8 protein-coding genes are annotated in these 14,602 nt (G+C 71.7%); 1 reads left to right on the top strand and 7 read right to left on the bottom strand.

All coding sequences use genetic code 11. The features are described from left to right. Window positions 1–6: 6 nt before the first annotated feature. A complete protein-coding gene (locus KF840_12935) occupies window positions 7–1,263 on the bottom strand; it encodes an MBL fold metallo-hydrolase (protein ID MBX3025805.1) in 1,257 nt (418 codons plus the stop codon). A gap of 227 nt (window positions 1,264–1,490) precedes the next feature. Here KF840_12935 and KF840_12930 point away from each other — a divergent pair, with 227 nt between their 5' ends. Next, window positions 1,491–3,005 (top strand): hypothetical protein, encoded by a 1,515-nt coding sequence (locus KF840_12930; protein MBX3025804.1) that lies wholly within the window; start codon window positions 1,491–1,493, stop codon window positions 3,003–3,005. Window positions 3,006–3,115: 110 nt separating this feature from the next. On the opposite strand, the gene KF840_12925 is transcribed toward KF840_12930, so the two are convergent. From KF840_12925 to KF840_12900, 6 genes are all read right to left on the bottom strand, one after another. After that, window positions 3,116–4,588 (bottom strand): SAM-dependent DNA methyltransferase, encoded by a 1,473-nt coding sequence (locus tag KF840_12925; protein ID MBX3025803.1) that lies wholly within the window; start codon window positions 4,586–4,588, stop codon window positions 3,116–3,118. A gap of 4 nt (window positions 4,589–4,592) precedes the next feature. Beyond that, window positions 4,593–5,054 carry a PIN domain-containing protein gene (locus KF840_12920; GenBank protein MBX3025802.1) on the bottom strand — a complete coding sequence of 154 codons (462 nt, stop codon included), beginning with the start codon at window positions 5,052–5,054 and terminating at the stop codon, window positions 4,593–4,595. Next, entirely contained in the window at window positions 5,054–6,061 is a 1,008-nt protein-coding gene (locus KF840_12915) for a hypothetical protein (GenBank protein MBX3025801.1), read from the bottom strand. The genes KF840_12920 and KF840_12915 overlap by 1 nt, the downstream gene beginning before the upstream one ends. Window positions 6,062–6,118: 57 nt before the next feature. Continuing rightward, the gene (locus KF840_12910; protein ID MBX3025800.1) at window positions 6,119–7,543 is read right to left on the bottom strand and encodes a restriction endonuclease subunit S; all 1,425 of its coding nucleotides are present in this window, start codon (window positions 7,541–7,543) and stop codon (window positions 6,119–6,121) included. Then, window positions 7,540–10,266: a DEAD/DEAH box helicase family protein gene (locus KF840_12905; protein ID MBX3025799.1), complete on the bottom strand. Its 2,727-nt coding sequence runs from the start codon at window positions 10,264–10,266 to the stop codon at window positions 7,540–7,542. Before KF840_12905 ends, KF840_12910 begins: the two co-directional genes overlap by 4 nt. 231 nt (window positions 10,267–10,497) lie before the next feature. Then, the gene (locus tag KF840_12900) at window positions 10,498–14,535 is read right to left on the bottom strand and encodes an Ig-like domain-containing protein (protein ID MBX3025798.1); all 4,038 of its coding nucleotides are present in this window, start codon (window positions 14,533–14,535) and stop codon (window positions 10,498–10,500) included. Window positions 14,536–14,602 lie beyond the last annotated feature (67 nt).

The following is a 14,602-nucleotide window of genomic DNA, read 5'->3' as shown; positions in this document are numbered from 1 at the left end:
GCCGGCTCACCCGTCTGCCGCGGCGTCGAGCCGCGCCCGGGCGCGGGCGATCTGGTGGCGCAGCCACCCGGTCTCCCAGAAGTTGATGCCGCCGCGCTCCGCCAGCAGGTGCTCGTGCGCCGCCAGGTAGGCGGCGAGCGCCGGCCGCGAATCGGGCGCGGCGGCGAGCGCCATCTCGGCGAGATGGATGGCGGCGACGGCGTCGCCGCTGGCGAGGCGGCGGCGGGCGCGCTCGGCGAGCGGGCCGGGGCCGCCGGCGAGCTCGACGACGTCGGCGTACACGTCGGCGACCGGCACCGGGTAGAGCTCGCTGGTCGAGCGCTGGTGGAACCAGCCGGCGTAGCCCTCCCAGATGGCGCGCACGCTCCACGCCACGCAGCCGTAGCCCTCGCCGACCTCGAGCGCCGGCGGCAGGCGGATCTCCCGCATCAGCGTGAACACGTCGCGGCCCTCGTTCATGCCGCGCACCGTCTCGTCGTGCACGAAGCGAACGGCGTCGCGCAGCCGGGTGAGCTCGGCGCCGATCAGGGCGGCGCCGCGGATGGGTTCGAAGTGGCCGGTGAGCAGCACCTCCGGTTCGAGGGCGCGGACGCGCTCGACGGCGTCGATGAAGGGCAGGGCGAAGCGATAGCGGTCGCCGCGCAGGGTGACGAGGTTGGGGAAGTGGCCGAAGAGGGCGCTGAAGACGTTGCCGACGAAGGCGATGCGCCGCTGCGGCAGCCAGACGCACATCGAGTCGGTGGTCTCGCCGCCCGGCGTCGCCAGCAGCTCGAAGCGCACGCCGCCGAGATCGAATTCGTGGCGGTCTTCGAACGTCACCGTCGGCTCCGGCCGCGCCTGCACGTGGCGGTTCTGCTCGGCGCGCTCGACCGCGGTCGGGAAGAACGGCGCCGAGTGGGCGACGCGGAAGGGATGGATGCGCTCGTCGTCCGCCTGGCAGGCGCGGTTGTTCGCCTGGGCGACGATCTCGGTGCCGGGCTCGCGGAACAGCTCGACGCCGCCGACGTGGTCGACGTGCGACTGGGTCAGCAGGATGTAACGCACCGGGCCGGCGTCGACGGCGTCGAACAACCGCTTGTGCAGCGGCGCCTCGAACCCCATGCCCGTGTTGATCACCACCCGGCCGGCCGCGGTGACGACGAGATAGGCGTTCGACAGCCCCTGCGACAACCAGATGCCGTCGGCCACCGGCGTCGCTTCGCTCTGGCTCGCCGGCCGGATGTCGAAACCGCCGGGGCGCGATCGATGGAGGGGTTCGGGCACGGGCGCGTGCTTAGCGCACTGGCCGGTGGCGACGCGAGCCCTCGGCATCGACACCCGTCTCCGCTTCTGGGGCCGCGGCGGCCAGCTCCCGCCAGCCGCTGACAATCCACGGCGCGCAAGATATTGGGGCGCAACGGGGGCCTCTGGTGGCCGTCCCGCGACTGCGCGGTCGTTGCACGGGTCAGCCATCGGCGAGGTCCGCCGATGCACGAGGCGAGGGGGTACGCATGCGTTGGAATCGCGATTCGGTCCGTCGATCCGAGGGGCGGTGGCGACTGGTGGCGGGCGGCGTCGCGCTGGCCCTGTTCGCGGCGCCGGCCGCGGCCGCGGTGCGGGTCACCATCGGCGCGGCGAGCGGCGCGCGCTCCGACATCGTGTGGCTGCCGGTGCAGTTTGAGAGCGGCGGCGAGGCGGTGGCGGCGGTCGACATGATCCTCGCCCTGCCCGACGACGGCGCCGAGGTGCTGCGCAACGGCCGCGGCGATCCGGCCTGCGCGGTCGAGCCCGGCATCGACAAGGGCTCGTCGGTGTTCCGCTTCCTTCCCGCCGGCTGCGGGGCGGAGTCGGCGACGCCCTGTCGGGCGCTGCGCGCGCTCATCCTGTCGCTGTACGACGTCGACCCGATCCCGGACGGTCCGCTGTTCACCTGTCGGATGCGCATCACCGCCAGCCAGGTCGGGGTCGTGCCGGTGGCGTGCGAGAGCGCCGCGGCGGGCTCGCCGGATCAGCGCCTGCTGCCGGTCGCCTGCGGCGGCGGCGGGGTGATCGTGCAGTCGGTGGCGACTCCGACGCCCACCTTCACGCCGACGCGAACCTGGACGCCGCGGCCGTTCGGTTCGCCGACCCCGACCCCCGCGGCGCGGCTGCGGATCGGGACCGGCGCCGGAAACCCCGGCGATCTCGTCGACGTGCCGGTGCGGCTGTCCGCCGACGCGCCGGTGGTCGGCGCCCTCGTCGATCTCGTGCTGCCCAACGGCGGCGCCGAATTCGCCGCCACCGGCAGCGGCCTGCCCGACTGCGCCGTCAACCCGCAGATCGGCAAGGAGGAGACGGCCTTCGCCTTCCAGCCCTACGGCTGCACGCCGGGTCTCGACTGCGCCACGGTGCGCGCCGTCGTGCTCTCCTTCCGCAACGTCGCGCCGATTCCCGGCGATGTGGAGCTCTTCTCGTGCCGCCTGCGCCTCGCCAGCGGCGCCGCCGGCGTCGTCCCGCTCGTCTGCGGCGTCGCCCAGACCTCGCCGCCGCAGGCAGGGAACCATCTGATCGACCTCTACCCGACCACCTGCAGCGGCGGCGGCATCATCGTGAGCTCCGCCGGAACCAGCACGCCGACCCGCACCCGCACCGCAACGCCGACCCCGGTTTCCACGTCCACCCGCACGCCGTTGCCCAGCGAGACCGCGAGCAGCACGGCGAGCGCCACCGCGACTCCGACGCCCACCGACTCGCCGCCGCCGACCTCGACCGAACCACCGCCGACACCCACCGACTCGCCGCTCCCGAGTCCGACGGCGAGCGCGACCCCGCCGCCGACGGCGACGCCGCCGCGCTGCCTCGGCGACTGCAACGGCGACGGGCGGGTGAGCGTCGACGAATTGGTGCGTGGCGTCGCCATCGCCCTCGGCAATGTGCCGTTTACCGAGTGTCCGGCGCTCGACCGCAACGGCGACGGCGAGATCGCGGTGTACGAGCTGATCACCGCCGTCAACGCCGCCCTCGCCGGCTGCCCGCGAGCGCCCTGATGGGCGCGGGGGCGCGGCTCGGCGCGCGGCCGCGCCCCCCGCCCGCGTTGGCCGTCTCCGGCGCATTCGCCGACGCGGAAGGCCCACGCGACCTCGAGCCCTGGCGCCGTTCAGTCCGAGGCGCTGGACTCCAGATCGTCGGCGACGGCGCCGAACTGCTCCAGCGCCGCCTCGAGATCGTCGACGATCTCGCGTGCGATGATCTCGGGCGGCGGCAGGTTCGCCGATTCCTGCAGGGCCTCGTCCTTGAGCCAGAAGAGGTCGAGGTTCACCTTGTCGCGTTTCAGCAGCTCGTCGTAGGCGAACGGCCTGAAGCGCTCGCGCTCGCTCCGCTCGTGGCGATTGCCCGGGTTGAAGGCGGCGACGAACTCGCTCAGGTCGGCGTCGGCGAGCGGATGCTCCTTGAGCGTGAAGTGCTGGTTGGTGCGCAGGTCGTAGATCCACAGCGTCGTCGTCCACGGCGCCTCGCGCGCCGGCTTGCGGTCGAGGAAGAGCACGTTGGCCTTGACGCCCTGGGCGTAGAAGATGCCGGTGGGCAGCCGCAGCAGGGTGTGCACGTCGGCCTGCTTGAGCAGGGCGCGGCGCACCGTCTCGCCGGCGCCGCCCTCGAACAGCACGTTGTCCGGCACCACCACCGCGGCGCGGCCGTGCTGCTTCAGGATGGTGAAGACGTGCTGGAGGAAGTTGAGCTGCTTGTTGCTGGTCGAGGCCCAGAAGTCGTCGCGCTGGATGGTCAGCGACTCGCGCTGGGTCTCGCCGGCGGCGGTGACCACGGTGACGCTGCTCTTCTTGCCGAACGGCGGATTGGTGAGCACGACCTCGTACTCGCCGTGCTTGGCGACCAGGGCGTCCCTGGTGAGCACAGGCACGTCGTCGCCGTCGCCGCTGCCGACGCCGTGCAGCAGCAGGTTCATGGCGCACAGGCGGGTGACGCCGTCGACCAGCTCGACGCCGCGCAGCGCCTCGCGATTGAGGTGCGCGAGCTGCTTCTTGTCGAGCTTGTGGCGGGCCCGCACGTGGTCGTGCGCCGCCAGCAGGAAGCCGCCGGTGCCGCAGGCCGGGTCGCAGATGATCTCGCCGGGCCGCGGGTCCATCACCGCGACGATGGCGCGGATCAGCGGCCGCGGCGTGAAATACTGGCCGGCGCCGCCCTTCACGTCCTCGGCGTTCTTCTGCAGCAGGCCCTCGTAGGCGTCGCCCTTCACGTCCGCCGACAGCGCCGACCAGTTCTCGCGGTCGATGAGGTCGGCGATCAGCCGCCGCAGCTTGGCCGGATCCTGGATCTTGTTCTGTGCCTTGCGGAAGATCGTTCCCAGCAGTCCCGGCTGTTTCCCCAGCTCCTCCAGCGTGTGCCGGTAGTGCGTCTCCAGCGCGTCGCCGTCGAGCTGCACCAACTTGTCCCAACCGAACTTCGCCGGGATCGGCGACCGCTTGTCGAACGGCGGCCGGCTGCGCTCGTCGGCCATCTTGAGGAAGAGCAGGAAAGTGAGCTGCTCGACGTAGTCGCCGTACGACAGGCCGTCGTCGCGGAGCAGGTTGCAGTAGTTCCAGAGCTTCTGGACGAGCTGGGCGGCGGCGGTCATGGCATCAGGGAAGCGGATGGCCGGTCGTGGCGTCGAGGACGACGCACGCCACATGGTTCCCATCCCGCAGGGGCAGGAACTCCTTGCGGTCCGTGGTGAGGAGCGTCGAGTCGCTCGCCCGAGTGGCGGCGGCGATCCACAGGTCGTTCTTGGCGTTCAGGATGGACAACCCCTTGCGCTGCGCCACCGTACTGATCTCCGCGTACGCCTGTATGACTGCCGGGTCGGAGATGTCCACGGTCACGATCCGGCGCTTCAGCTCCTCGAGCGCGGCGCGCTTGCGCGGTCCCCACTGTCGTCCGAGGGCGAAGGCCGCCAGCTCACCGAGCGTCACCTCGCAGATGAGCGGGCGGAACCCCGACGCGCGCAGGTCGAACGCCGATGCGATGACGGAGCCCACGGCGGTCTCGCGAATCAGGTGCAGCACCACGTTCGTGTCGAGCAGGTAGGAACCGGCCGTCGCCATCAGCTCAGTTCGTCGACCGCGCGGGAGAACTCCTCTTCCGATTCCGATTCGTCGGCGGGCAGCAGGCCGATGATCGACGCGTAGGGGCGCTCGCCGGGGCGCGTCGCCGCCGCCTCGCGCGCGTAATTGCGGCGACGCTCGCCGACCGGAAGCTGCGCGAAGAAGCGGTCCGCCGGCGCCGCCGGCCGGATGGCGTCGGCGTCGATGCGCAGCAGCGCCCCGGACGGCCGGAACTCGGCCAGGCCCTCGATCAGCACCTGCTGGTCGAGGAAGCGGGCCAGATCGACGAAGTCGTCGGCGATCCACACCGCGGTGACGGGGGTGCCGGACTCCGGCAGCAGTCCGAGGACGCGCTTGCTGACGCCCAGCATGTCGAGCCGCGCGCACAGGCGCACGCGGCGCGCCGGCGGCGTGTCGCGCGCCAGCGTCTGGGCGACCCGGCTCAACGGCGCGTCGATCTCGGCGAGGGAGGGCGCCCTGGCATCGACCAGCGCGACGGCGGTGAGCCCGCGGCGAAAGACCGGCCGGTAGCGGGCCAGGCGGCCGAGCAGCGCCTGGTCGAAGCGCTGGCTGTCGCGGACCTCGCCGCGCACGTCGCCGATGATCTGGGCGAGCAGGTCGATCGCGGTCTCGTCGGGGCGTGGCCGCGAATCCCAGAGCTGCCCCTGGCGGAAGAGCTCCTCGGCAACGGAGCCGAACTCCGGCAGCTCGAAGTGCAGCGCGGTGCACTCTCCGGAGGCGGCGGAGTGGCCGAGGTAGCGCACCTCTGAGGCGCGACGCAGCGCCTTGGGAACGGCGCCCCGCATCCGGCTCGAGTGCAGGAAGCCCATCCGCACGCTGTCGAGCAAGGTCGAGTGAATGCGGCCGAGGATCGGCCCGAGCAGCTCCGGTCGGGGCTTCTGCCCCAGGCCGGCGGTGCCTCTCAGCTCGAGTGTGCGTTCGACGTACGCCGTGGTGGATGCCTCCGAGCGCGGCCGAGGATAGTGCGACCCGGACGGGAATGCCACGGGAGCCCAGTCATCGGACGTCGCCGCCGGCATCGAGCCTTTGTGGCGGCGGCCTCGTCATTCCGCCGGCTCCGGCGGCACCAGCTCGCCGCGGAAGGCGCGCTGCAGGATCGCCTGCCGCAACCGCCCCGCCCGCGCCAGGTTCGCCGCCACCGCCGCCTCCAGCTCCTCCACCACCGACAGCCGCCGCTCCACCTCGGCGACGATGCGGTGCTGCTCGGCAAGGGGTGGGACGGGGATGGGTGTCATGCGAACGTCGCCGATGTTCACTCCCTTCACCGCGACGCCGCGTGCCACTGCCTTGAAAAAGCGCTGCACGGGCTCACTGCGGAGACACGTGGCCACATACCGCACATCCAGCAACGGGCTGACGTCGAGTCTTGCCGTATCTTGCGTGATGTTACCTCCGTCGAGCTCAGCGGGCGTTATGGCAACACGTCCGTAGGTCCCTCTGATCGCGAGAAGGAGATCCCCCGACCGGAGCGATGCGCGGTGGTACTTGGCAGCGATCGCCGGTGCGGTCCGTTGTAGACCATCGATGTCCACTCGGTCTCCCTTCAGGTCCTTCACCTTCACGTACAGGACGCCGTCGGGCACGTGCTCCTTCGGCATCAGGATGCCGTAACATATGACGCGAAACGCACTGGTCAGCTGTTCTAGCGTTGCCCACGTCCACCCCTCTGGGGTGTGGACTCTGTCGCTCCCGTCGATCGGCGGAGGAGGCTTGTAGCCCCTGCGATGCGCAGGTACCTGCCGCTGGAACTCGTCAAAGCGCAGGGCAAGCACACGACTGAGCAGCGCCTCGCCCGACTCGTACTCCCGCCCCTCCCGCCTGGCGAGCTCGGCTTCGGTGGGAACGAGGCGGCCTTCGCAGGCGGCGGTGAGGACGGCGGCGCGGTAGCGCTTGAGGTTCGCCTGCGCGCGCCGCAGCGCCGCCACGCCCGCCTCCAGGCGCGTCAACTGCTTCTCGATCTCCGCGACGATGCGCTGCTGCTCGGCGAGCGGTGGCTGTGGAAGCTCGGAATCCTCAAACCTGCCCTTGGTGATATGCGCCAGCCCGGCGCCACCGTGAGCAGCGCGAACATAGTCCGCTAGGTTCTGATTGATCGCGAGTCGCAGGAAGCGCTTGTCCCACTCGTCTTCGTCGAACAGCACGTTGAAGATATGCTGATTCAGCCAGGCGTCACCACCGCGCCAGATGTGTGCACCGAAGGACGTACCTGGAGTCCCAGACCACGCAAACAAGAGCTCGCCGCCGCGAAGGCGGAACTTTTGAGGGCGCTCGCCTGCGAAGCGATTGAAGGGCGCCTGCGGATTGTTGAGGTTCTGAATGCGCACGATAGGCAGGCCGTGCTCTGACCAGTCGCTGGGTTTGAACGCGACGCCGTTTATCAACCGCAACGTGTCCCCAACTCGCACGCGCTTCCATTGGTTGGGGTCGCGCGCGGATTGCGGGGCGACCATGAGTTCCACGCTATTCATGCCGCCAGCGCCAGGTTGAGCTCGTCCATCAGCGCCCACAGCCGTTCGCCAAACGTGCCGTACATCGGGCCCAGGACGTTGTCGGCTTCGAGGTGGTCGCGATCCACTGACCCCGAGGCGATGACGTAGTCGCGCATCTTCTCCAGCCAGGCGCGCTGGTCGGCTGTGAACGTCACGCCGGCGGCGGATTTCGCCGCCAGCCACTCGGCGAAGCGGCGTTCGACGTGGGCGGCGAAGGGCTCGAGGACGGGCTCCTGTTCGAGGGCGAAGCGGACCAGCGACACCAGGTCGGTGAAGCGGCGCAGTTGGCCGCGGACGCGGTCGGGCCGCAGTTGCCGGTAGGCGTCGGCGAGGCGCTCGGGGGTCCACTGGGCGTCGGCGGCGGCGAGCTTCTGTTCCAGCTCTTTGAGGGCGGCCTCGGTGAGGCGCTGCGCGTACGGGCGGCTGTAGAGGATCTGCAGGGCGGCGATCTCCGCGCGGTGCTGGTCGATGTAGGCGCGGAACGATTGCACGTGCCGCTCGGCCTGCTCGCGGGCGGCGGCGCTGAAGCCGCGCTCGGTGACCCGATCGCGGGTGACGACGTCGATAGTCTGCTCGGTCACCCGCTTGAGCTCGAGCAGGGCGTCGCGCACGGCGGGGCGCTCGAAGGGCGCGCAGGCGGCGGCGATCAGCTCGGCGCGAGCGGCGGCGAGGCGGGCCTCGTCGGCGCCCCCGCCGGCGCGCTCGGCGACGGCGTCGGGATCGACGGCGCGCAGCAGGGTGGCGGAGAGCGCGGCGGGCGGGGCGCCGGCTACCGCGGCGATCTGGCGGCGCTGCCCCGGGTCGAGGGCGCAGTCGAGGCGCGCCAGGCGGGCGGCGAGGGTGGTGAGCGCGTCCTCGTCGCGCTTGCCGAGGGCGACGCCGAGCAGGAGCTTGTCGAGCTTCACCGTCGGCTGGCGGTCGAGCGGGCGCGAGTCGGTCTTGTCGCTCTCGCAGACGCCGACGGCGTCGACGATGACGAAGTGGTCCTTCACCCGGGCGTCGGCGCCGCTCACCGCCTGCAGCTCGGTGGGCGACAGCACGCGCGTGCCGCGGCCCTTCATCTGCTCGAAGTAGACGCGGCTGCGCACGTCGCGCAGGAAGAGCAGGCACTCCAGCGGCTTGATGTCGGTGCCGGTGGCGATCATGTCGACCGTCACGGCGATGCGCAGATGCGGCGAGGTACGAAACTCCTGGATCAGGTGCTCGGACTTCTCGTAGCGCCGCGTCTCCGGATTGTAGGCCTTGTAGGTGATCTTCTTGCAGAAGTCGTTGCCGCGCCCGAACACCTCGCGGCAGATGTGGACGACGTCCTCGGCGTGCGAGTCGTCCTTGGCGAAGATCAAGGTCTTCGGCACCAGGGCGCGGCCGGGGAAGAGCTCGCCGGCGAGGGCGTCGCGGAAGGTCTCCAGCACGGTGCGGATCTGCGACGGCACCACCACCGAGCGGTCGAGCTCGGCGGCGGCGTAGGTGAGGTCCTCGTCCAGCCGCTCCCAGCGCAGGGCGCGGGTCTCCCGGCTGCGCCGATCGACGTAGTAGCCCTTCTCCACGGTCGCGCCCTGCTCCGTGACCGCGGTGCGGATACGGTAGACGTCGTAGCCGACGTTGACCCGGTCGGTGACGGCGCGGTCGTGGCCGTACTCCATCACCAGGTTCTGGTTGAAGAAGCCGATGGTCTGCTTCGACGGCGTCGCCGTGAGGCCGATCAGGTGGGCGTCGAAATACTCCAGCACCTGGCGCCACAGGTTGTAGATCGAGCGGTGGCACTCGTCGGTGACGATGACGTCGAAGGTCTCGATCGGCAGCGCTGGGTTGTAGCGCACCTCGCGCGGGCGGCCGTCGGCGGCGGCGAGCTCGAAGCCGGAGACCTCGTCGATGTCCTCGGCCAGCTCCTCGCCGCGCAGCATCGAGTACAGGCGCTGGATGGTGCAGATGGTGACCCGGCACACCGGATCGAGGGCGTTCGAGAGCAGGTGCTGGACGTTGTACAGCTCGGTGAGCTTGCGGCCGCTGTCGGGGACGGTGAACTGCTCGAACTCGGTCTTCGCCTGGCGGCCGAGGTTGGCGCGATCGACCAGGAACAGCACGCGGCGCGCTCCCGCGTGGGCGATCAACCGGTAGGTGAAGGCGCAGGCGGTGAAGGTCTTGCCGGCGCCGGTCGCCATCTGGATCAGCGACCGCGGCTGGTCGGCGGCGAGCGACCGTTCCAATGCCGTGATCGCCTCCACCTGACAGGCGCGCATGCCGGCGGTGGCGAGCGGCGGCAGGCGCTGCAAGCGGGCGCGCAGGGTGTCGGGGCGCGCCTGCCACTCCGCCAGCGTCTCCGGGCGATGGAAGGCGAAGACGCGGCGCGAGCGCGGCGCCGGATCGGCGGCGTCGCGGAAGAAGGTCTCGACGCCGGTCGACTCGTAGTAGAAGCGCAGCGGCGCGCTGCCCTGGAACAGATCCGGCAGGTTCTGGCCGTAGAACGCCGACTGCTCGACCACGCCGCTGAGGTGGGTGCCCGGCTTCTTCGCCTCGATGATGCCCACCGGCCGGCGGTTGGCGATGAGCAGGTAGTCGGCGAAGCCGGCCTTCATCGGCGCCTCGCGCAGGGCGACGCCCGGGCCTTGCGACGGATCGTAGCGCCGGTAGTCCTGCACCGCCCAGCCGCACGCCTCCAGCAGGGCGTCGATCTGCTGGCGAGCCTCCTGCTCCGGCGTCATGGTAGGGCGCTGACTGCCATGGAGCAGTCTCGGCGCGCAACGGCGGCCGCATCCGGTTCGTCTCGCGCGGGCGCGGCTGATGTCCGGGGGGGCACGGGAGGTGCGCATGGAGCGCGGAGTTGGACGGACGGCGCCGGCGACGGCCGGCGGCGGGTGGCATCGATGGGACATTGCGGGCGCTGTGGCACCCGCGCCCCCCGCGCGTTCGCCAGGGTTGCCCTCGGCGTCCGTTCAGCAGCCGGCGAGGGCGGCGTTGACGGCGGTGATCAGCTCGGCGATGTCGACGGTGCCGCTGCCGTTGGCGTCGAAGGACGGACACGCGGCGACCGGCTGGCTGCCGAGGGCGATGTTGACGCCGCGGATCAGCTCGTCGATCGACACCATGCCGTCGCCGTTGCAGTCGCCGACGCATTCGCCGACACGGAAGGTCCACGCGTACGCCGCCGGCAGCGGGTTGCCGCTGGCGTCCCGCGCCGCATCCGTGACGGTCGCCGTGTAGCGCCCGCGCTCCCACGGCGCGCGCGGCGCCAACAGGGCGCGGTAGGCCGCGGCGTCCCACGAGACCTGCGCCTCGATCGGGCGGCCGCGCTGGTCGCGGACCGCGAAGGAGTCGGCGTCGATGGTGGCGGCGTCCATGAGCTCGGAGAAGCCGATCGCCAGCGCCGGCCCGTACAGGGGCCCGCTGGCATCGCTCAACAGCGGCGCCGTTGGCGGAGCGGGCCACGCGGCCCCGTCGGGAGGATAGGTCCAGACCACCTGCGGCGGGCGGACGTCGGCCGGGGACGGCTGCACGACGATGATGACGGCGGCCGGGAGGCTCTCGCTGACGCCGTTGCTGGCGGTGAACGTCAAGCGGTCCTGGCCGACGAAGTTCTCCTCCGGGAGGTACATCAGGTTCGGGGGGGTGCCGGTGAGGACGCCGTTGGCGGGCTGGCGGTCGACGGCGAAGGCAAGCGCGGCGCCGGCGGCATCGCGCCCGCGCAGGGTGATCGCGATCGGGGTGGCGTAGTCGGTGGCGAGCGTCTGCGGCGTGGCGGCGACGGGCTGCACGGCGTTGACGACGGTGTTGGTCGCCGTCTCCTCCGGCACGCTGGGGAAGTAGACCACCGCCTGGTTGGCGATGACGGTGCCGCTCGCCGCGTCGGCGCGGACGCGAACCGTGAACGTACGCTCGCCTGTCGAGCCCGCCTCGCCCTTGGGCGCCAGCTCGCCGACATCCCAGAGGATGGTGCGGGTGGTCGGATAGAACGTGCCGGCGCCCATCAGGTCGAGGGTGCTCTCGTCGAGATGGGGACTGAGATCGTCGACGACGTAGACGCCGTAGGCGCGCCCCGCGCCCTCGTTCTCGAACGCCACCGTGTACGTGAGGAGGTCGCCGGGGACGACGTCGCCGCTGGCTCCAGCCTTCTCGTTGGGATCGCGCGCCACGCGCACGGTCGTCGACACCTCGGAGCAGTCCCCTTCGCCGAGCGTCGCGGCGGCGCTCACCAGGCCGGCGGCCGCCGGCGGCGTGCCCCAGTAGCCGGTGAAGCGGCGCGCGGTGCAGTAGCCCTCGTAGCCCTGCGCCACGGTGCGCGGCGTGTAGGTGTCGCCGCAGCGCGTCGCGCTCGTCGCCCGGTCGGGCACGGTGCTGCAGGCGACGCCGATGCCCTGCTGGGTGCACGTCACCTCGGCGCGCGAATCCTGCGCCAGGCAGAGGCACTCGAACGCCAGGCCCGGCTCGCGTCGCCAGGCGCCGGTGGTCTGATCGCAGCGCAAGACGGACACCGAGACGCCGTGCGCCGCGATTCCACCCTCGCAGACGAGGATCGGCGGCGGCTCGGGGGGCGGAAGCTGCCTGGTGTAGTCGCAGCGCGCCGTGCGCCGGGTGCCGGCGTCGTCGCAGCCGCGGCTGCAGGTGAACAGCAGGTCCTCGATCTCCGGCAGCCCCTGCTTCTCGTCGAGCAGCGCCTGCAGGCAGAGGCCGCAGTCGCCGAGGCGGGCGCAGATGGTCTGGCAGGCCTTCGAGGTCAGCGTCGGCCACAGGCGGCGGCTGAGGATCTGCTGGGTCGCGAGGCGCGGTGAGACGGCCTGGGGTGCCAGCCCACCCGTTTCGGCCAGGGAGATGCCGCCCTGGACGATGCAGTTGTTGAGGCAGGCGCCTTTGCTGATCGCCTCCGCCGCCGTCGTGGCGGGCGCCGCGGGCCCGGCCTCCGCCCACGCGCCGTCGGCGGTCACGGCGCCGTCGCCACTGTCGATGCGCAGGGCGCCGCTGGCGTCGGCGATGACGGCCCCCTCCGGGCGCAGCGCCAGGGCGAGCAGACCGGCATCGTCCCAGGTGATGCTGCGCGTCTCGGACGGGCCGATGAGCAGCGCCTCGAGGGAGCTGCGGTCCTGGCGCGCCCAGCGCGCCCCGCCGATCAGTGTCAGACCGGCGGCGCGGGCGGCGTCGACCATCGCGGCGACGTCGGTCCGGGCGGCGATCAGCGGCGCGATCTGTTCCGCGTCCAGCGTCTCCGCCGCGCCCGCCGGCGGGCGCGCGTAGGCATAGTACGGCGCGGTGTCGAATTCGTGCCCGCCGCCGTCGACGTTGCTGCCGTCGAGCAGCCCGCGCGCGATGCGCCGGGCTTCCGACAGGCCCCAGGGGAAGCGCAGGCGCACCGACCGGATACCTTCGCTGAACGGTGCCAGGTCGCCGAGCGTCCAGAACACCTCCCCGTTGCGGGCCCAGAACACGCCGTCGCCGGCGACGTACTCGGCGCCGGCCGGCAGCGCGACCTTCAGCACCGCGTCGTCGATCGCCTCGCCGGCGAAGTACGACACCGCATAGTCCACGGTATCGCCGGGACTGACGCGGCTCGGCCCGCCGAGCAGTACCTGGGTCGCCAGCGTGCCCTGTTCGTCCACCGCCCAGGGGAAGAACAGCACGCCGTCGCTGACCCGTCCGCCCTGGCCCGCCGGATTCCTGGTCGGATGCGCCGGGCCGCTCGGGTCGCCCCACCAGCAGCGGCGGGCGTCGACGGCCAGCGCCGGCGTCTGGTTGAAGACCGCGTGCTCGGCGTTGTCGGTGATCCGACCGCGGCGCACCAGCATGGGGCCGTTCTCGGCATAGATGCCGTAGCGGCCGCTGCCCGACAGCTCGACGCCGTCGAGCACGACATCGTCGCTGAAGGCACGGATCAGCGCCTTCGAACTGTAGTGGAAGTAGTAGCCGCCGCCGTAGCGGATGATCGCATCGCTGATGCGCCCGCGGCTGCCGGCGGCGAAGGTGATCGCCGACCACTGGCCGGGGGCTGCCGCGGTGAGCGCGCCGTCGCCGTTGGTATCGCCGCCCCAGGCGTCGTCCTCCAGGCTGGTGAACACCACCGGCGCCTCGGGACTGCCGGCCGCCTCGAGCGTGCCCTCGACGATCAGCTCGCCGCCGTTGAAGCTGCCGAAGGTGAGCTTGACGATGCTGCCGGGGGCCAGGCGCAACGAGCCGGATGGGGCGACCCGCAGGTCGCTGGAGACGATCATCACGAAGCTCGGGTCGTTGTCCCATTCCAGCGGCGCGCGCAGCTCGCCGCGCAGCGAGAACCCGCTCGCCGCGCCCTCGATCCGGTTGCCGCGCAGCGTCACCATGCCGTGTTCGCCGCCGAGCCGGAGCAGCCCCGGGTACGGCCCGGAGAAGACGTTGTCGACGATCGCCAGCGGCGCGCCGTCGCCGAGGCCGTCGTAGTAGAGGCCCCAGTCGCCGTTGTCGCCGACGACGCTCTCCGTGACGTTGACCGGGCTCGCGGCGTACAGCCCGTACACGGCGCTGCCGCGCAGCGTCACCCGCTCGAGCGCGACGTCGCCACCGAAGTTCCGCAGCAGCGCCTTCGAGCTGTAGTGGAAGTAGAAGCCGCCGCCGTACTGGAGAATCGCGTCGCTCAGGCGGCCGCGGCTGCCGGGGTTGAAGGTCAGCGCCGCCCACTGGCCGGGCTGGCCGGCGCTCGGCCCGTCGCCGTTGGTGTCGCCGCCCCAGGCGTCGTCCTCGAGGCTGGTGAACACCACCGGCGCCGCGGGCGAGCCGGCGGCGATGAGCTCGCCGTCGACGAAGAAGTCGCGCAGCCCGAGCTTCACCACCGCCCCCGGCTCGACGCGCAGCGTGCGGCCGGCGGGCACGGTGACGGTGCAGTCCATCACGTACACCTCGCCGCCAACCCAGGTCGCGTCGGCGGTCAAGGTCCCGCACACGTGGGTCACGGCCGCCGCCGGAGCGGCCGCCATGAGCAGGGCGCCGACCGCGAGAGCTCGAGGCCCGAGCATGATTGAGCCCATGTGAACACCGACCGGCACGTTCCGTGCCGCGTCGGCGCCGATCGGAGAGCCAATG

Source organism: bacterium (assembly GCA_019637795.1).
Lineage (GTDB): Bacteria > Desulfobacterota > Binatia > HRBIN30 > CADEER01 > JAHBUY01.
Note: the sequence above shows the minus strand (reverse complement) of the source record. Positions and strands in the feature narration are given on the sequence as shown.